Annotated in this window: 14 protein-coding genes, 2 tRNA genes and 1 rRNA gene; 1 reads left to right on the top strand and 16 read right to left on the bottom strand. The window is 30.6% G+C overall.

Features of this window, described 5'->3' with window-relative positions; translation table 11 throughout:
- Positions 1-219: 219 nt before the first annotated feature.
- From AEBR_RS11035 to AEBR_RS11065, 7 genes are all read right to left on the bottom strand, one after another.
- Positions 220-295 (bottom strand) — tRNA-Ala (locus tag AEBR_RS11035).
- Between the two features lie 36 nt (positions 296-331).
- Positions 332-408 (bottom strand) — tRNA-Ile (locus AEBR_RS11040).
- A 144-nt stretch (positions 409-552) separates the two neighbouring features.
- Positions 553-2070: ribosomal RNA gene (locus AEBR_RS11045) — 16S ribosomal RNA — on the bottom strand.
- Positions 2071-2383: 313 nt separating this feature from the next.
- Positions 2384-4774 carry a hypothetical protein gene (locus AEBR_RS11050; protein WP_129086619.1) on the bottom strand — a complete coding sequence of 797 codons (2391 nt, stop codon included), beginning with the start codon at positions 4772-4774 and terminating at the stop codon, positions 2384-2386.
- A gap of 8 nt (positions 4775-4782) precedes the next feature.
- Complete coding sequence (locus AEBR_RS11055) at positions 4783-6126, bottom strand: HlyD family type I secretion periplasmic adaptor subunit (RefSeq protein WP_129086620.1); 1344 nt, start codon at positions 6124-6126, stop codon at positions 4783-4785.
- Positions 6116-8311: a type I secretion system permease/ATPase gene (locus AEBR_RS11060; protein ID WP_129086621.1), complete on the bottom strand. Its 2196-nt coding sequence runs from the start codon at positions 8309-8311 to the stop codon at positions 6116-6118. Before AEBR_RS11060 ends, AEBR_RS11055 begins: the two co-directional genes overlap by 11 nt.
- 19 nt (positions 8312-8330) lie before the next feature.
- Positions 8331-10028 carry a TolC family protein gene (locus AEBR_RS11065; protein ID WP_129086622.1) on the bottom strand — a complete coding sequence of 566 codons (1698 nt, stop codon included), beginning with the start codon at positions 10026-10028 and terminating at the stop codon, positions 8331-8333.
- Positions 10029-10157: 129 nt separating this feature from the next.
- Here AEBR_RS11065 and AEBR_RS11070 point away from each other — a divergent pair, with 129 nt between their 5' ends.
- Positions 10158-10847, top strand: a complete 690-nt coding sequence (locus tag AEBR_RS11070; RefSeq protein WP_129086623.1) for a winged helix-turn-helix domain-containing protein — start codon at positions 10158-10160, stop codon at positions 10845-10847.
- An 8-nt stretch (positions 10848-10855) separates the two neighbouring features.
- On the opposite strand, the gene AEBR_RS11075 is transcribed toward AEBR_RS11070, so the two are convergent.
- From AEBR_RS11075 to AEBR_RS11115, 9 genes are all read right to left on the bottom strand, one after another.
- Positions 10856-11152 (bottom strand): hypothetical protein, encoded by a 297-nt coding sequence (locus AEBR_RS11075; RefSeq protein WP_129086624.1) that lies wholly within the window; start codon positions 11150-11152, stop codon positions 10856-10858.
- A 98-nt stretch (positions 11153-11250) separates the two neighbouring features.
- Entirely contained in the window at positions 11251-21123 is a 9873-nt protein-coding gene (locus AEBR_RS11080; protein WP_129086625.1) for a VCBS domain-containing protein, read from the bottom strand.
- Between the two features lie 203 nt (positions 21124-21326).
- Positions 21327-22019 carry a 5'-methylthioadenosine/adenosylhomocysteine nucleosidase gene (locus tag AEBR_RS11085; protein WP_129086626.1) on the bottom strand — a complete coding sequence of 231 codons (693 nt, stop codon included), beginning with the start codon at positions 22017-22019 and terminating at the stop codon, positions 21327-21329.
- Positions 22019-22951, bottom strand: coding sequence for an ACP S-malonyltransferase (fabD, locus tag AEBR_RS11090; protein WP_128979130.1), 933 nt, complete (start codon positions 22949-22951; stop codon positions 22019-22021). The genes AEBR_RS11085 and fabD overlap by 1 nt, the downstream gene beginning before the upstream one ends.
- Positions 22952-23080: 129 nt before the next feature.
- Positions 23081-23659, bottom strand: a complete 579-nt coding sequence (locus AEBR_RS11095) for an FKBP-type peptidyl-prolyl cis-trans isomerase (protein WP_129086627.1) — start codon at positions 23657-23659, stop codon at positions 23081-23083.
- An 18-nt stretch (positions 23660-23677) separates the two neighbouring features.
- Positions 23678-24649 (bottom strand): tetratricopeptide repeat protein, encoded by a 972-nt coding sequence (locus tag AEBR_RS11100; protein WP_129086628.1) that lies wholly within the window; start codon positions 24647-24649, stop codon positions 23678-23680.
- Between the two features lie 10 nt (positions 24650-24659).
- Entirely contained in the window at positions 24660-25205 is a 546-nt protein-coding gene (locus tag AEBR_RS11105) for an OmpA family protein (protein ID WP_129086629.1), read from the bottom strand.
- Between the two features lie 75 nt (positions 25206-25280).
- Positions 25281-25754, bottom strand: a complete 474-nt coding sequence (locus AEBR_RS11110) for an SRPBCC family protein (protein WP_172658899.1) — start codon at positions 25752-25754, stop codon at positions 25281-25283.
- Entirely contained in the window at positions 25755-26612 is an 858-nt protein-coding gene (locus AEBR_RS11115; RefSeq protein ID WP_129086630.1) for a TIGR01777 family oxidoreductase, read from the bottom strand.
- Between the last annotated feature and the right edge of the window lie 21 nt (positions 26613-26633).

A 26633-nucleotide genomic window follows, 5' to 3' on the forward strand; every position in this document is an offset into this window, starting at 1 on the left:
ATGAAATTTTATTTTTTTAAATCATCTTCATACGAAAGACAATTTAAACGAAAAAAATTAAAGACTTTAACATTATGTTTTTAAATATCATGCTAACTTAAAAAAACAAGTTTTTTCAAGGTAACGCTTTGGTTCTTTTAAAACCAAATATAAATCTTATCTATTTTAAGACTTATATTTAGTTTTTATAAACTCTTCTCTTGATTTGCTTCTAATAGATGGTGGAGATAAGCGGGATCGAACCGCTGACCTCCTGCGTGCAAGGCAGGCGCTCTCCCAGCTGAGCTATATCCCCAACTATTATTCTATAATCTTTAGATTATCTAAATCATGGTGGGCCTACCAGGACTTGAACCTGGGACCTCACGATTATCAGTCGAGCGCTCTAGCCAGCTGAGCTATAGGCCCATCTTCACCTATTTATTTAAATAATCTTTATAAACCGAACATGAATGACTTGCTACTTATGTAGCTTTTTGAGAAGATAATTGTTTATCTTCTCTTCTCTTATGCTTATTAAGAAACGAATCTTAATAAGGTACATAATCTCTGAAAGGAGGTGATCCAACCGCAGGTTCTCCTACGGTTACCTTGTTACGACTTCACCCCAGTCGCTGAATCCACTGTGGAGGGTAGCTACTTTAGCATCCCCGCTTCGAATGAGTTCAACTCCCATGGTGTGACGGGCGGTGAGTACAAGACCCGGGAACGTATTCACCGTAGCATAGCTGATCTACGATTACTAGCGATTCCAACTTCATGTAGTCGAGTTGCAGACTACAATCCGAACTGGGAGGCATTTTTGAGATTTGCTCCACCTCACGATATTGCAGCTCTTTGTATGCCCCATTGTAGCACGTGTGTAGCCCTGGACGTAAGGGCCATGATGACTTGACGTCGTCCACACCTTCCTCCTACTTGCGTAGGCAGTCTCGTTAGAGTTCTCAGCCGAACTGTTAGCAACTAACGACGTGGGTTGCGCTCGTTGCGGGACTTAACCCAACATCTCACGACACGAGCTGACGACAGCCGTGCAGCACCTGTCCTACAGTTTCTGCAAGCAGACACCAATCTATCTCTAGAAAGTTCTGTAAATGTCAAGTCCAGGTAAGGTTCTTCGCGTATCGTCGAATTAAACCACATGCTCCACCGCTTGTGCGGGTCCCCGTCTATTCCTTTGAGTTTTAATCTTGCGACCGTACTCCCCAGGCGGTGCACTTAATGTGTTTACTGCATTACTGCAATGTCTAGCATCGCAACAACTAGTGCACATCGTTTAGGGCGTGGACTACCAGGGTATCTAATCCTGTTTGCTCCCCACGCTTTCGCGTCTCAGCGTCAGTAATGTTCCAGTAGATCGCCTTCGCAATCGGTATTCCTTCTGATCTCTACGGATTTTACCCCTACACCAGAAATTCCATCTACCTCTCCCATACTCTAGATAGACAGTTTCAAAAGCAGTTCAATAGTTGAGCTATTGGATTTCACTTCTGACTTATCTATCCGCCTACACGCTCTTTACGCCCAGTGATTCCGAGTAACGCTTGCACCCTCCGTATTACCGCGGCTGCTGGCACGGAGTTAGCCGGTGCTTATTCATATAGTACCGTCATTATCTTCCTATATAAAAGGAGTTTACGCTCCGAAAAGTGTCATCCTCCACGCGGCGTTGCTGCATCAGAGTTTCCTCCATTGTGCAATATTCCCCACTGCTGCCTCCCGTAGGAGTCTGGACCGTGTCTCAGTTCCAGTGTGACTGATCATCCTCTCAAACCAGTTATGCGTCATTGTCTTGGTGAGCCATTACCTCACCAACTAACTGATACAATACAGTCCCATCCTCAAGCACTAAAGCGTTTCCCCAGCATACTTTTGTATTATGGGCATATAGGGCATTAGCAGACGTTTCCATCTGTTATTCCTTTCTTGAGGGCAGGTTAACTATACATTACTCACCCGTGCGCCACTTAGCTGACAAGTAAAGCAAGCTTTACCCCGTTCTCGTTCGACTTGCATGTGTTAGGCACGCCGCCAGCGTTCACTCTGAGCCAGGATCAAACTCTCCATAAAAATATTTATAGATTATTTAATCTTGACTTTAATTCTATTACTATTGTAACAAAATCAAATCTCGTGTTAATAGACAAGGATATGTTATTCACATATTCTCTTGTATTTTTTTTGTCATTTCATATTCGGTTTATAAAGATTATTTCTCTCTTAACAAACCTGAGTTTTTAAAGATCGTATCCCTTTAGAACTTTGTGTCGTTCCTCTGAAATTGGACGGGAATTATAGACAAATTTTTTACCTTTGTCAAGAGTTTAAACTAAATTAAACCTTAAATTTTGAAAATTTTTTCAATATACCAATTTTTTGGCATTTATTCATAAATATAGAACTTACTTTTTGAGATTTTTGCAGAAGAAAGTGCAAAAAAAGACTTGTCTAATATTGTCTTTGCTTCACCCTTTGATAAAGCAATAGTAGATTTTATTGGATACTCTCTATTTTCAAAAGTTATTTTTATACTTTTTATATAATTAACTAACTCTTTAAAACCCTCTTTTTTATTTAATATTATTCCTATCTTTGGTCCAAATAATCTAAAAGCCTCATCTTTTTTATTTATCTGCTCTGCAATTGCTCTAAAGAATTCATTTGATTTTTTAACATTGTTTGACTGTGAAAACTCAACTAATGAGTCTAAATATATTTCAACAAAATTAATTTTTTTACTATCTAAGAGTCTTAATTCATTTTTCAATTTGTTTATATTTGGAAGTTTTGTAATAATATCACTATAAGATGGAATACTATTTATATATGACTTAAAAATGTTTCTAGAAATTAATTCAATAAAATCTCTATTCTCTTGAAATATTTTCATAAATGCTTTTTTATAGTATGAAGAGTAACAAATATTAAGTGCGTAATCATTGTATAATTCAATACTTTCACAATCGTACCCAATTTCTATCGTGTTTTTTTTACTTTTATCTTCTATTTTAGATCCAACAGTTTTAAAAAATATCTTTTCTGAAATTAGTTTTTCAAGTTCACTAAATAGCCAAAGGTCATCTTCTTTATTCATTGCTAATATCTCTTTTATAAGTTCTTGGGAACTTTTATATATCTCATTTTTTATTTTAAGATTTTCAATTTCAATATATCTATTTACAAAGTCACTTCCCATAAAATATAACTCATCATTTGTTAAATCAATATTTGATTCAAATTTTGTCATACAATAATTCTTTGCATAGTTTGTTACTATTTGCCTACTTATATTATTGAACTCTTTTTCTAAAAAGTCATCATTATCTAAGTTTTGATATATAAAATAGAAACTTTTTGATTTTTCTTGCGAAAGAAGGTTTATTTCATATGAATAATATAGAGATAGACTTAAATATATTTTTCCATACATACTCATTAAGTGTGACATTACGTTGTTGTTCTCAATATATGTAATTATTTCATCTATAATAGTATTGTTTTGAGTTTCAACTTTTAAAGATATATATTTTTGTATAACCCTGTCAATAATCTTTAATTTATAGAACTCATAGTAGTTATTATTATACTTACAGTTATTAAGTAGTTGCCCTACTAATAAATCTAATTTCTTTTTTTCTATGGTATCAGTATATAAAACTAAATTGTGAATAGCTATTAACTCTACATTAGATATAGTTTTTAGATTTATGAAATAATCTAACATATTAACACTCTCATCTAATATAGTATTTGTATTTTTGGCATAAATATATCTAAAGTTTTTTAGCAACTCATCCCTAAAGTCATCTATTGATTTACACTCAATTGTATGACTTTTTTTTACAGAGTTATTATATAAATTGTATATTTCATATAAACCATTCTCTTCTTTTAGCAATATAGTTTTCAAATGTAGTTTAACTTTTAACTTATAAATTAAAGTAAGTATGAGAGTTGATACTTTTTCTAAATAAATAACATAATATTTATCATTTGAAGACAATAGTTTATATCCATCTTCTATTTTTTTAAACATCAATGCATATTTACTAATAACAGCATCTCTATTTTCTGTATCTATTTGAGTATAAGAAATATTTGTAAAATATAGTAGTTGTTTCCCAAGAACTGCATTTAAAAGCACTATTTGGAAATCTTCAAGTTTAACTTTGTTTTTTATATTTGAAATACTACTTGTGATTGAATCCAAAATCATAATTACATTTTTTCTTCTTTGAATATCTAAAGAGTTTATAATTGATATTTCATTTAATAACTCCAATAAAGTTAGATAAAAATGAAATGAAATATTAAATATCTGTTCATTGTTTCTTAAAAACTTTTCACAAACATCATTTTCATAACTATTTAATAGTCTCATTAACTCTTTTAGATCAATATGATTATCTTTTGTTAGAAAATAGTATTTTTCTCCATTAGAAAGTAAATTCATCAATATAAAAATCTCTTTAAAAAGGAAAATAGAGTTTTCACTGATTATAATTTTCATCTTTTGCTGAATATAGTTTAATAAATATATTTTGTAGTTGTGATTTGTTTTTATAAAACTTTTCAAATCTTCAGGTAGTTCTAAATTAAGTAAATAAAGTTTAGAGATAAACTTAGTTACTATCAAATAGTTATTTTCAATATTGTTCAATATTGTATTGTCTTTTTTTAAGTCATACTTTTCTATTAAATTTGTTACTTCCAAAGTATCACTGTCAAGGGGTAAAAGATTTGCACTATTTATATCTTCTAAAATTTCAAACATTGCTTTTCCTATCTCTCATGAAGTGAGTTTTGTTTAGTTTTTAATATAGGTTTCATTATAAAATCTAAAATTGTCTTTTTCCCTGTTTTTATATCAACAGAGGCAATCATCCCTGGAATAATAGGAAGTTTTTCACCATTTTTTTCTAAATAGTTTTTTTCTGTTCTAACCACAACTTTATAATAGCTCTTGTCATCCTTTGACTCTTTATCTTTTATACTATCTGCTGAAATCTCTACAATTTTTCCCTCTAATCCACCATAAATTGAAAAATCGTATGCAGTTATTTTTACTATTGCCTGTTGTTTAGGATTTATAAATGCTATGTCTTTAGGATCTATTTTAGCTTCAACTAACAAAATTTCACTATCTGGAACAATCTCTATTAAATCCATACCAGATTTAATAACTCCTCCAATAGTATTCATATTTATCTGTTTAATAATTCCATTTACAGGTGAATGAAGAACTGTTTTTGAAAGTTTATCCTCTTCTGAAATCAATTTTGATTCATACTTTTTTATTTCAGTATTAACTTTTTGTAACTCATTTAATACTTCTGATTTAAATATTTTTTCTTTTTCTATTTTTCTATTTTCAGCTTCTTTAATTGCTAAGATTAATCTAGGGATAGATAGTTTGGTTGATTTTAAATCCCCTTCTAATTGAGAATACTCTTTTTCAAGTTTAAGCAAATCTACATTTGGTCTGGCACCTTTTGCAACAAGTCTTGCTATTGTATCTTTCTCTTGTTCCAAAATTCCAAGACTTTTTCTAAGTTGATTTACTTTACTCTCTGCCTCTACTAACTCTTGTTTTTTTTGTTTATATTGTACATCCAAAATTGCAACTGAACTCTTCAATTCTTCAATTCTTTTTCTAAAAAGATTTTCATCTTCTCTTGCAAAAAATTCTGCGGCAACCAAAACTTTTTTGGGAAACTCAAGTTTAGGTAGAGGTAAATCCAAATTTATATTAGTTTCTGCTTCAAGTCTTGTTTTTGTAATAAGAAGATGTAAATATGTTTTTTTATTTTCTTGAAGTGAAGCTTGAAATCTTGTAGTATCAATTTTCATCAAAGGCTGGTCTTTTTTAACTAATTGCCCCTCTTTTACTAAAATATCTGCAATTACTCCTCCATCAAGACTTTGCACTGTTTTGATTTTTTCAGAAGGGATAACTTTACCTTCACCCCTTGCAAGTTCATCAATAGGAGATAAAGCTGCCCAAAGAAGTGCAATTAAAAAGAAAAGTGCGATTAAAATAAAAAGAATCAACGCTTTTTGATTTATTGTAGCGTTCTCTTGTCCATATAAAGTATTAACAAATTTTGCATCTTCATCATTTTTCATTTTGTTTTTCTCTTATTATCTTTTTTTTATCTTGAGCATTACTATTATTTGCAAAAGAATTTACAACTTTTTGTTTAGGACCATCAGCAATAATTCTTCCATCATCAATAACAATTAATCTATCAATAATAGATAAAATAGAAGGTCTATGAGTAATTATTATTACTGTTTTATCTTTTACTATATCTGCTAATTTTGATTTAAATGCCTCTTCACTTAAATCATCCATTGAGTTTGTTGGTTCATCTAAAATCAAAATATTTGGATTTGATACAAGAGCTCTTGCAAGTGTTACAGATTGTCTCTCTCCTCCACTTAAACCATCACCTCTCTCCCCTACTTGCAAATCATATCCAGATTGATGTTTCCCTAAGAAATCATGAACTCCTGAGATTTTTGAAGCTCTTAATATCTCTTCATCCGTTGCAAATTGATCTCCAATTGTTATATTATCTTTTATTGTTCCCATAAAAAGAAATGGTTCTTGAGGAACATATCCTATTGCCCTTCTTAAATCAGCAGGATCTATCTGTCTGAGTTCTGTGCTATCTATTAAAATTGAGCCCTCTGTTGGTTCATATAAATTCATCAAAAGTTTTGCAATTGTAGATTTTCCTGAACCAATTTTTCCAATTATTCCTACTTTCTCACCCTTTTTAATTTTTAAATTAATATTTTTTAATACTTTAAAATTTTGTTCTTTATATGAGAAACTTACATCTTTAAAGATAATATCTCCATCAAGATCTGGTCTACTCAAATAGTGTCGTTGATTTTCCCTTTCAACAGGCATTTTCATTATTTCATCTATATTATTTAAAGATATCATTGTTCTATCAAGTCTTACAATCATTCCAACAATTTGTGAAACAGGAGAGATGACTCTTCCATTTAAAATCATAGCAGCAATAATTGCACCCATTGTAATATCACCTTCATTGGCTAATAAAACACCTGCTGCAACTATTCCTATACTAGAAAACTGTGAAATAAAACTTACAAAATATGTCACAATTTGTGCTAAATAGTGAGATTTATTACCATAATATGCAGTTTGGGAAATTGATTTATCCCAGTGGGTTTTCATTCTATTTTGCGCTCTTACACTCTTTATTATCTCAAGCCCTGTAACTGCTTCTGTTAAAACAGTCTGTTTTATTTGATCCTCTTTTGCTGACTTTAAAATTGTCTCTTTTAAAGGTTTTTGCATAAAATATGAAAAGAGTATTGATATTATTACAGTTGCTAAAGAAACAAAACCTAAAGGACCTCCTATATAAAATATTATTCCTATAAAAAGAAGAACAAAAGGTAAATCAACAATTGCAGTTATTGTTGCGCTTGTAAAAAATTCTCTCACACTTTCAAAAGATTGAAGTCTACTTACAAACATACCAGTTGAAGATGGCTTAACATTTAATTTTATATTTAATAATTGATCAAATATTTTACTTGACATTCTTGTATCAGCACGTTGTCCTGCTTGTTCTATAAAATATGCCCTTAAAAGTTTTAGAATAAAATCAAATATTAATACTATAGCTATTCCAGTTACCAAAACCCAAAGTGTATCAACAGCTTTATTTGGCAAAACTCTATCATATACATTCATTGTAAAAAGAGGAACTGCAATAACAAACAAGTTGATTAAAATTGCCGCAATAATTACAAGATAATAAATTTTGAGGTTTTTTTTCATTGTTGACCAAAACCACTTTCTATTATCTTCAATTACAATCTCTTTTTCTACTCTATTTTCAAAGTTATATGCAGGTTTTACAATAAAAATATTTCCAGAGAACTGTTTTTTAAAATCATTTAATGAAATTGTAATCTCGCCCTTACTTAATTCAGGGATTACCACTTCTAGTTGATTTTTATTTATATCAATATTTAATATTATGCAAGCTTTATTTTTTTCCAAAAAAGCAACAGCTGGTAAAGACATATTATCAATCTCATTAATCTCTCTTTTTATTGCTTTAGCAATTAGTCCAACTCTTTTTGCCGATTTAATAAACATTGATGGGCTCATTTGTGCCCCATGTATAGGAAGTCCAAATACTAAAGACTCTGAAGAAGTAGGTCTTTTATGATATTTAGCCAAAAAAAGTAGACACTCTAAAAGAGTATCCACTTCTCTGTTATCGACTATATCTTCAAATCCATCATCTAATTTTTCCAATTAAAATCCGTTTAAATTATTATTTTGAAGCATATTTCATCATATATGAATAAGGAAATTCATTTTTTGTCAATTGAACTACTTTATCCAAAGAGTCTTTTGTAGGAAGTTTATATACAACTACACTTGTGTAGCCTTTTGACTCTTCTAGTTTTATTTTATAACTATCACCTAATAACTCTTTTGCTTTTTCAATATCTATTTTTGCACTATTTGTATCTTTATATGAAACTAAATAGAGTGCATAGTTTGTGCTTAAAGATGCTTCTGGTTTTTCAATTTTTGCTTCTGGTTTTTTGTTTTTTTCTTCAACTTTAGGTTTTTTAGGTGTTTCATCTGAAAGCATTTGTTGAATCTCTTCAGATGCAACATCTTCTTTTTTTACTTCTTTTTTTTGTACTATTGGTTTTGAATCTGTACAAACATCGTTGTTACTACTTAAAACAGCTTCTTCAAGATTTCCAAGATATTTAAAAATTTCAAAATATTTAGAATCTAACTCATACTCAACATCAATTATCTCTTTTCTAGCACTTACTAAATCTCTTTCAACATTTAATACATCTATAAAAGTTCTTGTCCCTGCTTCAAATTGATTTTTGTAACCAACTAAAATATCTTTGTTATCTACAATGTAACTTTCTAACTCTTTAATTCTTTTTTTAGCAGCTTGATAACTATTGTATGCTGCTGTAACATTATCTACTACATCTTTAGTAACAGTATCAAGAGTTTTTTGTGCCTCTTCTAAAAAGATTCTCTCTCTTTGAGCAGCTGTTTTGTCTTTTGTTCCATTAAAAATATTGTATGATAATTCAATTCTTGCAGAATATACTTCTGTTACTTCATTTTGATTTAATAAGTCATCATCATAAATACCTTGAGCTTTAAATTTCAAAGTTGGCAAAAAATTAGCTTCACTTTGATTTAAAACAGCTCTTTGTTCTTTAATATTTTCAATTTGTTCTAAAATAGAAGGACTTGTTTTAATTGCTAAATCAATTAAGCCTTTTAAACTGTTTGGTATTTTACTCTCGTCTAAATTTGGTCTACAAGATTTACCATCTGGGTCAACACCAACATTTTTCTTAAAAGAACTTATAGCTCTTAATTTATTATTAACATCTTCATGTAACATATTTTTTGCATAATGAATTTTTGAGTTAACTTCTGCTTTTTGTAAAGTTTCACCTGTAATATCTTGAGTCTCTTTTGCAGTTACTAAATATGTATCATAAATTGATAAACTGTTCTCTACTACTACTAATCTATTTTTATATTTCACTAAATTTAAATAAGAATCAATACTATCGTAAAGAATGTCACTTACAATAGACTGATTATAAAATTGATTAGAAGTAAATCTATACTCTGCTTGATCAACTGCGCCAAATAAAGAATTATCATAAATTACTTGTTCAAAATCAACTTGTGCATTAAACCCCTCTGTTGACACATCTGATTTATTTCCAACATTTGGATCTCTTTTTGTTTGTTTAGCACCAACATATGCAGTCAAATCCAAAGTAGGAAGAAAATTACCTCTTGCTTCATCAATATATAATCTATACCCTTCATTATTTTTTAACACTGAAGATATTTTTGGATTATTTGACATTGTTAATTCAACTACCTCTTTTATTGTATTAGCTTCCAAAGAAACAACACTTAACAATAGTATTGCAGGAATACTCAATTTCATAGAAAGATTTTTCATTTTATACCCTTTTCATAAGTTAATTACTTTTTTTATTACTTTTATAAAATTAACATATAACTCTTTAAGAATAGATAAATTATAATAAAATAATAAATAAAATTTTTACGATGTAATTGGATTGTAACTATGGAATACTCTTTAAAAGCCGTATTAAAAAGCCTAAATGTACTTTTCATATCAAAAAAAGATGATATAACTACAACTGAAATGAATATATTAAATATGTTTTTTAATAAAATAATTTTTTCAATTTCTTGTGACAAAGGTTACAAGGTATATTTGGAGACTCATCCAGATATAATAATAATTGATTTAGATTATGAAAATGATATGGCAATAAAATTTTGTAAAAATATAAAAAAAATAAATTCATCAATTCCTATAATAATAATTTCAAAAAGCAAGGAAGAAAAACTTCTTTTTGAAGCAATTAGATTACAAGTTGTTGATTATGTTCTAAGACCAATAAAAGCTGAAAAATTAATATATGCACTAAATGAAACTGCCAAAAAAGTCCTAAATCAAGGTGGTATGAGTGTAAAGTTAACAAATAATTTGTATTATAACTATAAAGAAAAAAGCATTATTGATGAAAAACAACAAAAAATTAAACTCACAAAAAATGAGTATAGACTTTTAGAACTACTTTTATTAAATAGAAATACTAATATTTCAAAAGAAGAGATAGAGAGGCATCTTTGGGCAGATGAACCAATAACAGAGTCAGCTTTTAAATCTCTATTTTCAAGGCTTAGACAAAAAGTTGGGAAAGGTACTATAAAAAATAGTTTTGGAATTGGGTATCAATTAGTTTAGATATTTACTTAAATAATATCAACTACTAATTCATCTATTAGAAGTGTGATTTTATCATCAAGGGTTGAACAATACGTAGCAAAACCATCTTCATCATTTGAAGAACTTTGTATCCACTCATTGTGAGATAAGGTAAAGATATCATTACTATTCGTAAATATTTTTAAAGTATTTGTTTCATCAACTAAAAGCAATGCATCTTTTGTAGTAATATCAGACAATATATGTTTGGAACACACACTATCCTCTTCATACTGACTAATTGCATTTGATAAAAGTGTTTTTATATCTATATTCTTTTCCATAAGTACTATTATACCATAGAGTAATAATTTTTTAAGAAATTTTGAAGTTTTAAAATAAGAAAAAAGAAGGAGTAGAAAATACTCCTTCTTTATTTATGTTATATATCTTCTACTTGAATACCATTGATAAGCAGAGTTACAGTATCCTCTCCTGCTTTTCCTATATAGGTATTTGTATCATCAACTTGATGCCATTGATTATCATTAATTTCAGATGCATTGTTTACACTTGCACCTAAATCTAATTTAATGGTATCACCAGTATCCCCAGTTATTGTTAATGTTTTATCACTGTCCGTCATTGCTAAAACATCACCTATAGAGATATTTGATAAGATATGGTCTCCATTTGTTAAATCAATAGTGTCTAACTCGTTAAGAGATGAACTATTTCCACTAAAATCATTAGCTTGAGATAGTAATTCAGCCATATTTATCTCACCACTTGTTGAACTATCTAAAGTTAGAATTTGTTCCCCTGTAGTTGTTGCACTTATTTCAAAATTATCTATTGCCCAATATTCTGAATTTGCTGTATTGTTTGAACTTATATATATGGTAAATTCTCCATTTTGTGGAACTTCAAATGTAAAGGTAGTATCATCATTACTATTAAAAGAGTTATTACTAATAATTTGACCATTACCATTTCTTATCAAAACATCTAAATAATCATTTGATTCCCACTGTCCATTATATTGATAGGTACTTAAATCAAAACTAACTGTAACATTTTCTCCAGAATAAGTATCTAAATCAAATGATTTATACGCTACAGTATTATCACTATTAAACCATCCTAAAATATTATTTCCATTATTTTCACTACCAGACAAAATAACCCAATTATTATTATTGCCATTAAAAGTATTGCTTATAATAGGATCAGCGGCACCTGTTGTTGAGATAATCCCTGTAATATTATTAACTGCAATATTAATATCTTGAATACTATTGTCATATCCATCATTATATGTAACTCTAACATCAAGAGAAGGATTAGTTTCATAATCTAAAGAGACATTGTCTTTTAATTTTAGTTTGAATTCTCCATTTTCTTCTATAATTTCAACTAAAGAAGCATCATCTCCACTTAGAGAAAAACCAGAATAAGATGCAGTACCATCAAGGTCTTCCACATTTAGTGTTGCTAAAACTTCCCCAGAAACAGTCTCATTTATAGATGAGCTAACCAATTCAGAAGTAAGAGTTGCTACATCATTTGTTCCATTTACAGTCAAAGTAACTGTTCCTTCATCACTTTGAGCATTTGCTGCTCCTGAATCATCTGTTACTTTATAACCAAAATCTATAACAGCTTTTTGTCCTTGAGCTAATGCATCAAAGTTCCCTTTTACTTCATACTCACCTGTTGCAGAGTTTAAAACTACCTCTAAAGCTAAAATTGAAACTCCTTGAACAACTGTTACCCCGTCTGACGCATATACAACAACCGAAGGTTGTGTAGATATTTCAAAAGTGTGTGTATCAGAAGTATCAACATCATCATAATTTAATGTGCCAGTTTTTACAACTTGAAGACCATCTGCTTCATCAACTGCTGAGATAATCTCATTAGTAACTGTTGGTTTATCATTTGAACCTGTAATTGTCATCATAATTGAAGGAGTATCAAAATTTGTACCATCACTAACAATTGCTGTAAAGAAAACAGTAACACTCTCTCCAGCAGCTAGTTTATTGAAATCTGGATTTGTTACAGTATAGTATCCATTTTCATCAATCTCAACAGTTGTTGGTGAAGTGACAATATTAGAAGGCGTTGTTGAAACACTATTTGGCTGAATCATATAACTATAAGTATCATTTGAATCATTTTCAGGCATTAAAGATTCACTACTTGTAAATACTGAATTTTCCCCATCTGGATTTAAATCATCATTATCATAGTTACTAAACTCATTTTCTGTTAAATTTAACAACACATTATTTACAATTGGTGTGTCATTTGTTCCTGTTATTGTTAACGTAACAGTTTGTGCTACACTTTGAGCATTTGTTGCCCCTGAATTATCTGTAACAATATATTGGAATGTTACTGTTGCTGTATCTCCTTGTGATAATGCTTCAAAATTTCCTCTAACTTGGTACTCTCCATTTGCATAAACTTGAACAATAATATCTGTTAAATCATTTGTATCAACATCATTTGAAGAGACATTAACTATTCCATATTCACTATAAGTATGAGTATCTAAACTATCTACATCTGTTACTGCACTCAATGTTCCATCAAAAATTGTTGTAGTAGATGTAGTTGATTCACTAACACTATCTGTTACAGCTTCAACTAATGGTTGATCATTTGTTCCAATTATAGTGATTGTTACACTATCTGTTGTTGAGTCAGCCTCTCCATCAGAAGCTTTCCATTGGAAAGTAACTTCTCTCTCTTCCCCTTCGCTTAGAGATTGATAACTTTCATGTGAAGGATCAAATGAATATGTTCCATTTTCGTTAAATACTAATCCATCTGGTGCATCTCCAACTAAACTGTATGTTAAAGTTGTACTCTCTGGGTCAAATGCTTCAACGCTACCATTATAAATTTCATCATCTTCATAAACTTCAAAATCTGCCTCAGGAGTTGAAATAGGTGCATCGTTTACAGCTTCAACCTCAACATACTCTTTTGTAACATTTGATGGTTCATCATGAATATCTGTAACACTAAAAGTTATCTCTCTAGTAGTTGTATCAGGTGTATCTGAAGTGTTATTAAACATAACACTATTTAATGCTGCTTCAAATATTTCAGGAGAGACTCCAGCTTCAGCAATTGCGGTTATTGTTAATACTCCTACATCATATGTAGTTGTAAAGATTCCTTCATAACCTGCAAATATAAGTTCATCACCCTCTTGTAAGTTTTCTATTGTTACAGTTGCTGATTTGATATTATCTCCATCAATATCATTTATAGCAACACTACTTGTAATTACAACTGCATTCGCACCTGTATCAGCTCCTTGCATTTCAACAAATTGTGCATTTACATCTTCTGTATTTACAGAGATAGTTGGAGCATCATTTGTACCATTTATTATAATTGTGATATTTTCAGGACTGCTTCCATCTGCTGAAGTTATAATAAAAATCTGTTTAATAGATTCACCTTCACCTAAAGCTTGTACTCTTGGATCTTCATTATTTACTTCATATGTCCAAACAGTTTCACCATTTGGATACTCTCTATCTTCTGCATTTTGATTTACTAAAGTTAATGTTCCAAGTTGTTCTCCATCTGAAAGAGGTGAATAAGTTACAGCTTCATTAAACGCTGCTTCATTAGGGAAATCATCTGGATCAACTATATATAAAGTGCCTGTTGCAGAAAGAACATCATCTAGTACATTTGTATCTTCTTTTACATCTCCTGTTAAAGTTGAATCATCTGAAATAATAGAGATATCTTCAGTTCCCCAAACTCTTACAGTTATATCATAAGTTGCTGTTCCATCTATAGATTTTATAGTATATGTTTGATCAATATACTCTCCATCTTTTAGTGCTTGAATTACTGCTAAAGAGTTGTCAACTTTATAATCCCATGTTCCATCTTCATTGAAAGTAAATACTCCACCAATATCATTTTCCGGCGATACATAATCTGTACTAAAGTAGTCTTGCCCATGGTCTAAATCATCAAAGGTAACTGAACCAAAAGTTGTTAACATACCATTTTCAACATGATTATCTTCATCCATTGAAGAAGGATAATCTTTTGTTTCAATAGTTGGAACATCATTTGTTCCTGTTACAGTTATTGTCATCCATTGGCTATCACTTACTGAGTTTTCATTAGAACCATCAGTTCCGTCAAAACCATTTTGGTCATCTGCATAATATTTAAATTTCAAACTCAACTCTTCAGCAGGGATTACTGTTTGATTATTATCTGTATACTCACCAGCCAAAGCATCAAATTCACCTTGAAGTGTTAACTGATTACCACTAATGATTAAAGTAATTTTTGTTGTATCAATCTCTTCTAAAGGACCATTAATTTCAACTTCAACTGTTCCAATTTCACCTGTATCTACATTTACATATTTGATAAAATAGACATCATCTGGATTTACCTCATCTACAGATAAATCTTCTTGAATTTTGAAAAGATGTCCATTTACCATATCTGTATTATCATCATCACTTACACTTAATGTATGAGTAAGAGTTGTTACAGCACCTTGAGTTGATTCATTTCCCCCAAATGAATCAGCTTGAACTACTGGTTTATCATTTGTTCCAGTAATAGTTAAAGTAATCTCATGAAGTTCACTTGATGATTCTTCATTATAAGAACCGCTGTCATCTCCTGCATAATATGCAAAAGTAATTGTAGCAGTTTCACCTGCACCTAAAGCATTGTAGTTACCAACCACTTGATAAGTATATTCTTGAAGATTTGAGCCTGTTTCATCTGATGTTGTATTAAAAATTACACTTACATCTTTGATATCTTCTGCTGTAACATTTGCTGAATCTGTTGTAAATATAGCTTTTATATCACTTCCTGTATCACTAAAATTCCCATTTGTTGTACTAAAATCAATTAGTAACTCTTGTTGCCCAGCAGATTCTGCTTCAAGATTAGCTAAAAATAGTGCATGTTTGTCATTAATATCATCATCATAACCTTTTATAACATCATCATTATAAACTGTACCTAAACCATCTCCATAAACAGTTAACTCATCATCTGCAACAACAGCCTCTTTTGCAATATTTGCTGCCATAATAGCTGCTGCTTGTGCAGCTTCAAATGCTGCTTGTCCCTCTTCATATGATGGATATGCATATGGTGAATCATCAAACATCTCTTCCATCACTCCATTATATGCTTTATCATAAGCTATTTGTTGTAAGGCTTCAAGAGGTAATTCAATTGCTTGATTTGTCTCTTGGATTGAAGAAGTACTATCATATGAGGTGATTACAGGTTGGTCATTAGTTCCCCAAATTGTAAAAGTAATCTGTTTTACATCACTTTCATCAGATTCACCATTTACTCCAACTTCTGAATCATCTTTTGCATAATAATCAAAAACAATAGTTGCACTCTCTCCAAAACCTAAAGCTGAGAAATTACCAGTAACTAAATATGAGTATGTTTGACTTGTACTATCTTGTTCATCAACTAAAGTTCTAAAGTCTATTGATAAATCTTTGATATCTTCTGCTGAAATATAATCTGAATTAAATGCTGCATTCATTTGCCCATCATCAGTAGATACAGAAATAGTATTTTCTGAAGTTGTATTTGCCATATGTAAAGTATGAGTATCTGTTAAGTCATCGTCATACCCACTAATAGTATCAAAGTATGAGGTTCTTACTTCCACATCAACCACTACGTCTTCACCATATCTATCAGCTTGAACTTGTGTAGAGATAGCTTCTAGTTTTGCAGCATTTGCCTCTTCTACTGTTCCTCCTGCACCAATTACATTATCATATGCTTGTTGTGCAGCATTTGCAATTGTAGTCTCAATTGTTCCTAAACCATTATTAACAGACCATACAATTGGTTCATCATTTGTTCCCATTATTGTCAATGTAACAGTTTTAACTTCCGAAGTATTGCTCTCTCCATCAATTAATTGTTCTGAATCATCAACTGCAATATAACTAAATGTTACAGTTGCCTCTTCACCAGCAGCTAAATTTGAAAAATCTCCAACAAGTTCAAATTCAATCTCTTTTTGTGATGAAAAGTAGTCACTATCTAAAATATTGTTACTCTCATTGTTAAGGGTAATACTTGCTAAATTGATATTTGATGGGTCAATTGCAGTTGAAGAGATAGTAACCCAATCAGTTAAATCTAAATCTCCATCAAGAGATAATATATTTTGCCCATAACTATTGCCATTAGTATCAACAACATAGAAATGGTGTTTATCATTTACATCATCATCGATTACAGAGATTTTACCTTTTAGTGTATTCCAATTTTCATCATCATTTGTATAACTACCTAAATCAACATTTTCACCATTTGTATCATAATTATCTCTTCCGTCTAAATCAGAAGTTTCATAATATGTACTTCCATAAACTTCATCAGAGATATCATAAGTTTCAGTTGAAACAACTGGTTTATCATTTGTACCTGTGATTGTGATAGTAACTGTTTTTGGTTCAGAGTATTGTGTTTCACCATTTTCTTGAGTTACTGAGCTATCTTCTGCTTGATAAGTGAAAGTAACTGTTGCAGTTTCTCCTTCTCCTAGGGCTGAAAAATCACCATAAAGATCAAAGTTTGATTGACTATCTGTTCCATCATCATTGTTTGATAACTCTATTCTATCAATTCTAATATCTGCAACATTTACATCTGTTGATTCTACTGTTACAACTCTTGTTACATCTGTATCATCAGTTGTAGCAATACCATCAATATATGAAATTGATTGATTCATCACATCTTCTGTAGTCTCTACATTATCCATATTCAAAATATGCATAGTATGTGTATCACTTACATCTTGATCTGTCGCAACTAAAATATTACTAAATCTTGTTAATGCTTCATTTTCAGTGTCATCAACTCCAACTACATCGTTTTCATCTAAAGTATGTGATTCAAAATATGTTTCTGAATTAAACTCTAATCCCCAACTAAATAGAGTTCCATAATCTGATAACATATCAACGCTACCAACAAATGGCATATTTATAACTCCATTATTAGTATCATCAGTTATCTCTAAAGTCCACTCACCAGTTAAATCTTTCCCATCTAAAATAGATAAATCCCCTTCAGGTTTAAAGATATAACTATATGAATAATCATCATTAAACTCTACATCTCCTTGAATTAAATTATCAGTGCTAAGCTCAATTCTCGTACCATCTGGCGCAATTAGATAAATATCTAAATCTGCTGGCCACATATGTTCTAAATTTAGATGAACATTTAAATCTTCAATATCTTCTACACTATCTACATAAATAGTAGAAGTAATCATCCCACTATCACCTTCACCTGGGATTCTCATTTCTGTATTGTTAGTATATACTTCTGCTCCAAAAGTTAAATTTTCAACTACAGGTTGATCATTTGTTCCTGTTATTGTTACATATGCAGTTTTTAATTCACTTTTATTTGTTTCACCATCTATCTCTTGAGCACTATCATCTATTACATAATATTGGAAAGAAACAGTAGCTTTTTCACCAGCAGCTAAGGCATTAAAATCACCTGTAACAGTGAATTCTCCATTAGTATCTACTACTACATTAAACTCTTCAACCAATTCATTATCTACAGATGAAGACTCCTCTTCTAAGAAGTACTCATGGGTATCATTAATATCATCATCTTCTACAACTGGAAGAGTATTTGAATATGTAGTTGTAACATCTTCATTTCTTAATATACCATCACCATTTGTATCATCAGGATTGTTATCTGCACTTTCATAGATTGGATTAGAATCTAAAGAGTTTCCAACTTCTTCGGCATAAGGAGAATCTCCATAAGTTACATCGGCTACTATTGGTTGATCATTTGTTCCTGTTATTGTAAGAGTAATAGTTGCTGGTTCTGAAATTGATGATTCATTTATACCATCAGTTCCATCTTGTCCATTTTGATCATCTGCATAGTATTGGAAAGACAAAGTTGCAGTTTCACCTTCTGCTAAAGCGGAGAAATCACCTTCAATCCTATACTCCCATTCTCCTGTTTCTTCATTAAATGAAATTGAAATTTCCACATCATCTGGATTTATTACAAAAGTTGGTAACTCTTCATTTGAAGTTTGACTATTTTCTGGAGAGATTATTTGTAAACTATCTTCTACTACTGCAAAAATATGAGTATCTGTGTTATCATCATCACTTACTGATAATACACCTACAAAGGTATTTAAACCATCATCTTTTGTATCATCAACACCTAATTCGTCAGTTGGATCAAAAGTTTCATAAAATATACCATCTGAACCATAAGTCAATTTTACAGAAAAATTTTTATAAAATTCATGAAAAGTATTCTCTTCATCACCATATCCTTGCGCATATTCACTGCCAATCATTCCAAGACCATCTATTACATCACCATCTCCATAATTTCCATAATCTCCAGAAGAGTATTCCCACTCATATGAGCCACTTATTGATTCAATTACTATTGCATATTTACTACCAACATCTAAATTTAAGCCCATATTCTCTAAAAGTAAGTTATCAGAAGAAAGATCAATCTCATCACTTGTGTATACTTCTTCACCTAAAATTATTGTTCCACTTCCATCTGCTTTATAAATATGTATTATTACTTTTGAAGAATTTTCACCTTGTTGTTCTTCGGCATCAAAAAGTTCCAATTCTAATCTATTCAAAAGAGATTCTTCAGCTAAAAATACTTGTCCATAAAGAATAGGATCATTTTCACTATCTACTCCTAAAGCAGGTGATAATTGATCTGTTTCATTAAAAGTATCTAATCCTTCAAAAACTGTCATTGAACCATTCTCTACATATCCAACTGTTTTTGTATCAATAATCTCTCCACCAGAAACATAAGTTACTTGAAGATTTGAATCAACTGAACTATCTTCATCATTTATTGCCGCAAAAACTATTGTATGTTCGCCAGCACTCTCAAAAGTATAAGAGAATGTACCACTATTTTGACTTCCACTATCTGATACCAATGCAAGAATTTCTACTTCTACTCCATCTATTACAACAAAAGAGAAATCATTATAAGGGGTTCCATCTCCTTCAAGATCATTAAATATCCAATCAAAAGTTACAGTTTCACCAGCTTGCACATTTAAAGTAACTTCTAATGCAGATCCATCAACATCATAGTCACCATAATTACCATAATCACTATACAAATCTATGTTTGCACCATTTTCATTTAACTCTTCTATAATTGATTCAACAGTAACTGAAGAGAGAAGAGCGTTTATTTCATCAATTGTTGCACCTTTTGTATCTTCTCCATAATCACCATAATCACCATAACCTTGAGATTCACTGCTTCCATTTATTGACCAAGATAATTCTGTATCATTATTATTCAGATTTATATCTTCAACTACAGGGATATCATTTGTACCATTTATTGTAACTGTTACAGTTGCTGGTTCACTTGTAAGACCTCTAATATCTGTTGCAGTATAATCAAAAGTTACAGTAGCAGATTCCCCTAGTGCTAAATCATTAAAATCACCAGTAAGAGTAAAACTTCCATCAGGGTTTAGAACTAACTCGATATTGTCATCATCAAGTGTTATTACTTCAGAAATAGTACCATCGTCATTGAAACTTGTAACTGTCAAAGTTCCTTCAACATAAGAAAAAGTATGTAATCCTGCATCTGTAATATCTGGATCTATTTCTTCTAATTGTCCTGTAATTGTATTGATATCTCCAGCACCCTCTTCTCCTAAGATTTCATTGACATCATCAAGTGTTACATCTAAAACTATAGGTTGAGTATTTATACCTGTAGGATCTTCTCCTTCCGCAAGTGCTCCAACTAAAGGCCCATCAATTCTTCCTGCTAAATCATCACTATCTGTAGCTCCCAAAGCTCCTGCACCTGCAGGATTTTCTGTTTGTGCACTTGATTGTGTTGCTCCACCAGCTGCTGATGCTTCAAGATCATCAATAGTTGTCATTGATAAAAGTTTATCATTATTACTTATTACTTCTAAAATAGGAGTACCACTATTATTTGTTAGTAATATCTCTCCTAAGCCTTTTAATACAACAAAAAAATCATTCCCTTGTGAATCAGTAAAAGTAACTTTTACATCGCTATTATTTTCTAATATATCAACTTTTTCAGCTACAATAGCTCCATTTGATAGATAAATTTTTAAATTTTTGATTTTATCTAAAACTAGTTCCCCATTTGTTGCTTTTTTAAGAGTTGTTAAATCAACTGTTTTTTGTCCATTTAGGATTTTAATACCTTCAAACATAATAAGCTCCTTTTTTATTTATAAATAATTTTATAATTTATAAAGTCTCAAAAAAGTTTCTTTATTATTTTTAGAATATAAATTTTAAAATACAACTAAATTGAGACTAATACATTTCTTAAGGTTAAATAAATTATTTAGAATATTATTTTAAAGTTTGAATAAAAAGGGATAATCACGCCCCTAAGGGCGTTTATTAAGTGTTAGTTTAGTTTGTCAACTATTTTTATTAAATAATCAGCAGATATTTTTGCACTTGATTTTAAAAATTCATCAAAATCAAATCCTGCATCCATATCTGCACTATCTGAGATTGCTCTAAGAATAAAAAAAGGAACATTTAAAGCATTACAAACAACAGCAACACTTGCTCCTTCCATCTCTAGTGCATCAGCTTGAAAAGTTTTTTCAATAAAATCTTTTTTCTCACTTGAGTGAACAAATTGATCTCCTGTTGCAATTGTTCCTTCAATTACCTCAATTCCCATCTCTTTTGCAACAGCTTTTGCTACTTCTCTTAACTCTTTTGAACTCTCAACAAAAACTGAACCTTCTGGAACATAACCATGGGGATGACCAAAAGCAGTGATATCTAAATCATGTTGACAAAGTTTATTAGCAACAATCATATCTCCAATTTTTAGTTTAGGATTTATTGCTCCTGCAACACCAGAGAAAAGAAGAGTATCACAACCAAATTTTTCTATCATTGTACTTGCAGTTAAACTTGCAAATACTTTTCCTATTTTTGAATATGCAATTACTATATCAAGACCTTTATAGTTTACTTCATAATATTTGTTGTTTGCATATTCAGTTAATTTCACATTTTCAAAATACTCTAGTAGCGGTTCAATCTCTTCAACCATTGCTCCCATTATTGCAAGTTTTTTCATTAAGCATTTACCTCTTCAATTACAGCTTCTAGTGATGCCATATCACTAATATTTAATGTTGGCACGTCTTTACAAATTTTTCTATTAAGTCCTTTTAAAACAGCACCATTTCCAAACTCTATAAAAGCATCAACTCTATTAGCAAATGCTGCAACACTTTGTTTGTATTTTACAGGACTTGTAAGTTGAGAAGAGAGAAGTTCAATAGCTTCATCTTTTGTTGTATAGATTTGGGCAGTTACATTTGATACAATAGGAGAGAATTCATCTTTTAAGTACTCTTCTAAATATGGTTTTAAATTTTCAACTGCACTTGTTAATAGTTCACAGTGACTAGCAACTGACATATCAAGAACAATAGCTCTTTTTGCTCCAGCTTCTTTAAATGTATCAACAAGAGCTTCTAAATCTGCTTTGATTCCTGCTAAAACCAACTGTCCATCTTGATTATAGTTTGCTGGCCAAACTTGTTTTCCAGCTTTTCTTTGTTCTTCACAAATATCTTCAGCAACTTTATCATCAATACCAACTAATGCCATCATTCCTGCACCACCATTTGCGCAAGCTTCTGTCATAAATTGACCTCTTTTATGTACTAAATCTATTGCATCTAGATAGTCAATAGCTCCTGCTGCAACTAATGCAGAAAATTCACCAAGAGAGTGTCCTAAAAGAAACTCAGGAGTAATCTCACATCTATCTTTAAAGATAGCAGTAGCAATAGAACTTACAAGTAAAATTGCAGGTTGAGTAAACTGAGTTAATCCAAGTTTTTCATTCTCTTCAAAAAGTAGTTGTTGGAAATCTATATTTAATCTTTCACTAGCTTTGCTTATCATCTCTTTAGCTATTTCACTATTTTCAAAAAAGTCTTTCCCCATACCAAAAGATTGACTTCCTTGTCCAGGAAAAATAAAAGCTACTTTCTTCATACATTTAACCTTTTTTTAAATTTGATTTTCAAAATGAGCAGTATTATACAATTTTTTTATACTCTATTAAATAAAAAAGCCCAAAAGATTGAACTTTTGGGCTTTTTAGAAGTAGATATTAGATTGAGACTAGTGTCCGCAACCACATCCTCCACCATGAGAGTGACCATGATCATGTCCATCTTCACTTGAACAACAACCACCTTCACCATGAGAGTGACCACCGCCACCACAACATCCACCCATTGCTGCCATTCCACCAACAACACCTGTTTGAATCTCTTCATCAGTTGCATCTCTTAAAGATTTAACTGTAACAGAAAACATTAAAGCTTTACCAGCCATTGGGTGATTATAATCAATTGTTACATCAGCATCAGTAAATGATTTAACTGTAACTTGTACAGTTTCTCCATGTTCACCTTGACCATAAAGAGTCATACCTTCTGCCAATTCAATTCCAGCAAATTGCTCTTTTGGAAGAGTTTGCATTGCCTCTTCATTATACTCACCATAAGCATCTGCAGGTTGTACTAAAACATCAGCAGATTCATTTTCTGCCATCTCTATTAATTTTGACTCTAATCCAGAGATAATTTGTCCCTTTCCTGAAACAAACTCTAAAGGTGCTTGACCAACATTGCTATCTAGTTGTTCTCCACTATTAGCATCTTTTAAATTGTATTCAAATCCAATTACTTTTGACATATTTTTCCTTTATTTAATTTATTTTATTTTTTTCTGATTTTTAACAGCAATTTTAGCCTCTTCTGAATTTGGGTAAATATTAATTAAAGAGCTATAAAAATTTGCTGCATTTGTTAAATCATTTATCTTCTCAAAAGATATTGCGCTATGCAATAGAAGCTTTGGCATATATGATGCTTTATCATATAACATTGCAGAGGTTTTAAAATATGAAATTGCATCTTCATATTTATCTCTATAATACCAAATCTCTCCCAAATAGAAGTTACTTGTTGCAGGTTTATAGTTTTGAGCAACTAAATGTTCAAACATTGGTATCGCTTTTGTAAAATAATCCTTCTTAAATAACTCTATTGCTTCATCTAAAATGGCTGCATTATCTTTTCCTGATAATATCTTATTACTATTATCTTTTTCTGTTGATTTGCTATTAGTTTTTATTCCTAAAGAGTTCTTTAATGCTTCAAATTCAGCTCTTGTTATGAACTGATCCATATTACTTTTAAACTCTTTTTCTGAAATATAACTTTTATTTATTGAATTAACTGTATCTGTAACTTTGCTTACTGCTGCTTTCAGACTATTTAAACTCTTTGAAAACTCTTCTTGCATTGATAACATTTGAGTTGAAACTGTTTTTAAATTTTCTATATCACCTGAATTTTTTTGAGTTAATGTTGAATTCTCTTCAACATTTTTAATAATTTCATTAATTTTAATAATTGCTTTATTTAATTTTTGTGAATCACCTTCATAAATTGATTCTAATCCATCAATTCTCTCACTAAGTGATTCAATTGTTAGCTTTACATCTTTTACTTTAGAGTCAATATTCCCTAAAGTTTTTTTGTTATTCAAAATATTTTTTTCTGCAGAGCTTAATCCATAAGGATTTTTTGAATCTAAATCGCCAGCACCAAAAGCTGAAATCTCTTCAGCTTTTATAAGGGTGCTACATATTAATAGTAGTAAAAATAGAAATCTATACATCAAAAACTAATTATTTAACTAATTTGTGCTCTGATCTTCTGTTTTTTTGCCAACAATCTTTAGTTTTGTCACTACAAACAGGATTTGATTCTCCAAAACTTACAACAGAGATTGAAGAGTCAGCAATACCATCCATCACTAAAGCATCTTTAACAACTTTTGCTCTTTTTAAACCTAATGCATAGTTATATTCATCAGTACCCCACTCATCGCAGTTCCCTTCGATTTTAATAGTAGTTCCTGCTTGAATACCAGATAATTTTGCTGCATTTGATTTTGCAACTGCTTTCATATCATCAGTCAAATTATATTTGTCAAATCCAAAATAGATATTTTCAACAAGAACTTTTTGACCATTAATTGTGTAGTAGAAACCATTTGCAGTACTTTCTACCATTTCATCATTAACTACTTCATTTTGAACATTTGAGTTATCAACATTATTTAATGCTGACTCAGAATTTGCTGACTCATTTGATACTTCAACTTCTTTTTGACTACAACCTGTAAAAAGAACAGCTGCAATTAAAAATGAATAAATGCTTAACTTCTTCATACTTTACTTTCCTTTAGCTAAATTTCTAAAATTGTACAGAAGTAAAACTTAATCGGCGATTACTCAATTATAAGTTTATTCTTCAAAAGTTACAATTTTAAGGCTATTTGTTATTAATTCTTTTGTTTTCTTATGTCTATAAGAGAAAATTGATAATAACTCTTTTTCAAAGAAAAATTCTAAAATTGGATTTAAAAATCCAAAAGGTAACTCATATTTTATTATATCTTTCAACTCGCACTGATTCCCTTTTTTTGCAAAGGTGTGAGTATGTTCCCAAAACTTAAATGGAGATTTAAGTGCCTTATCTATAAGAATATTTGGTTTTTGAATCTTTTTTATTTCAACTTCCCAATTTGTTGAAACAAAAAATTTAGAGCTTCGTATTTTTAATATTTCGCCCTCTTTTGCTTCAAATTTCTCATTTAATATTTCAACTTTTATATTTGAAGGAGTTATTTTCTTCAGATTCTCTATATCTAAATGAAAATCAAATAACTCTTCTACACTACATCTAATCATTGTTGTTTTTTCAAATGTTTTCATCATCTACTCTACTATATCTTTAATTGTGGTTTCTATTGAGCTAAACTGAAATTTAAATCCACTATCAACTAATCTTTTTGGCACGGCACACTGTCCATCTGTTAACACCTTTGCTCCTTCACTAAAAATAAGATTTAATACAAATTGTGGGACAGGGAAAATAGTTGGTCTATTTAAGGCTTTTCCTAAAGCTTTTGTTAATCCTTTATTTGTTGTACCGTTTGGTGCACAAAGATTAAATACCCCATCTAATTGCTCATTTTCATATAAAAATTTGTAAGCATTTACCAAATCTTCTATATGTATATATGAGAAATATTGGCTTCCATCTCCTATTGTTCCTCCAACTCCTAGTTTAAAAGGTAGAAGCATTTTTTCCAAAGCTCCACCTCCTTGACCTAAAACTATTCCAAATCTAAAGATAGCAGTTCTAATCCCTAGTTTTTTCGCTTCAAGTGCTTCATATTCCCAATCTTTACAAACATTAGCTAAAAAATCCTCTGCATAGATGGCATCATCCTCAGTATGGCATTTACTATTATCATATATACCAACAGCAGAAGTTGAAATAAAGAGTTTTGGTTTTTGTTTTGCTGTATTCATTGCATCAACTAAAGCTTTTGTTGTATCAATTCTACTACTATAAAGAAGCTTTTTATAACTTTCACTCCATCTATTAATAATATTTGCTCCTGCAAGATTGATAACAATTTCTGAATCTTCAATAATTTTTGAGAGTTTATTTATATCTTTTAACTCTTCTCTTTTAATACCTACTACTTTAAAACCTAAAGATTCAAAAAAATGTTTTAAGTTTGTTCCTACAAAACCATTTGAACCTGTTATTGAAACTGTTTTCATATTAAACCCCTTTTGTGAGCT

Source organism: Halarcobacter ebronensis (genome assembly GCF_013201825.1).
Lineage (GTDB): Bacteria > Campylobacterota > Campylobacteria > Campylobacterales > Arcobacteraceae > Halarcobacter > Halarcobacter ebronensis.

Coding starts and splice junctions, on each gene's coding strand:
- AEBR_RS11050 (WP_129086619.1), bottom strand. CDS start 4,774: ATGTTTGAAATTTTAGAAGATATAAATAGTGCAAATCTTTTACCCCTT.
- AEBR_RS11055 (WP_129086620.1), bottom strand. CDS start 6,126: ATGAAAAATGATGAAGATGCAAAATTTGTTAATACTTTATATGGACAA.
- AEBR_RS11065 (WP_129086622.1), bottom strand. CDS start 10,028: ATGAAAAATCTTTCTATGAAATTGAGTATTCCTGCAATACTATTGTTA.
- AEBR_RS11070 (WP_129086623.1), top strand. CDS start 10,158: ATGGAATACTCTTTAAAAGCCGTATTAAAAAGCCTAAATGTACTTTTC.
- AEBR_RS11075 (WP_129086624.1), bottom strand. CDS start 11,152: ATGGAAAAGAATATAGATATAAAAACACTTTTATCAAATGCAATTAGT.
- AEBR_RS11080 (WP_129086625.1), bottom strand. CDS start 21,123: ATGTTTGAAGGTATTAAAATCCTAAATGGACAAAAAACAGTTGATTTA.
- AEBR_RS11085 (WP_129086626.1), bottom strand. CDS start 22,019: ATGAAAAAACTTGCAATAATGGGAGCAATGGTTGAAGAGATTGAACCG.
- fabD (WP_128979130.1), bottom strand. CDS start 22,951: ATGAAGAAAGTAGCTTTTATTTTTCCTGGACAAGGAAGTCAATCTTTT.
- AEBR_RS11095 (WP_129086627.1), bottom strand. CDS start 23,659: ATGTCAAAAGTAATTGGATTTGAATACAATTTAAAAGATGCTAATAGT.
- AEBR_RS11100 (WP_129086628.1), bottom strand. CDS start 24,649: ATGTATAGATTTCTATTTTTACTACTATTAATATGTAGCACCCTTATA.
- AEBR_RS11105 (WP_129086629.1), bottom strand. CDS start 25,205: ATGAAGAAGTTAAGCATTTATTCATTTTTAATTGCAGCTGTTCTTTTT.
- AEBR_RS11110 (WP_172658899.1), bottom strand. CDS start 25,754: ATGATGAAAACATTTGAAAAAACAACAATGATTAGATGTAGTGTAGAA.
- AEBR_RS11115 (WP_129086630.1), bottom strand. CDS start 26,612: ATGAAAACAGTTTCAATAACAGGTTCAAATGGTTTTGTAGGAACAAAC.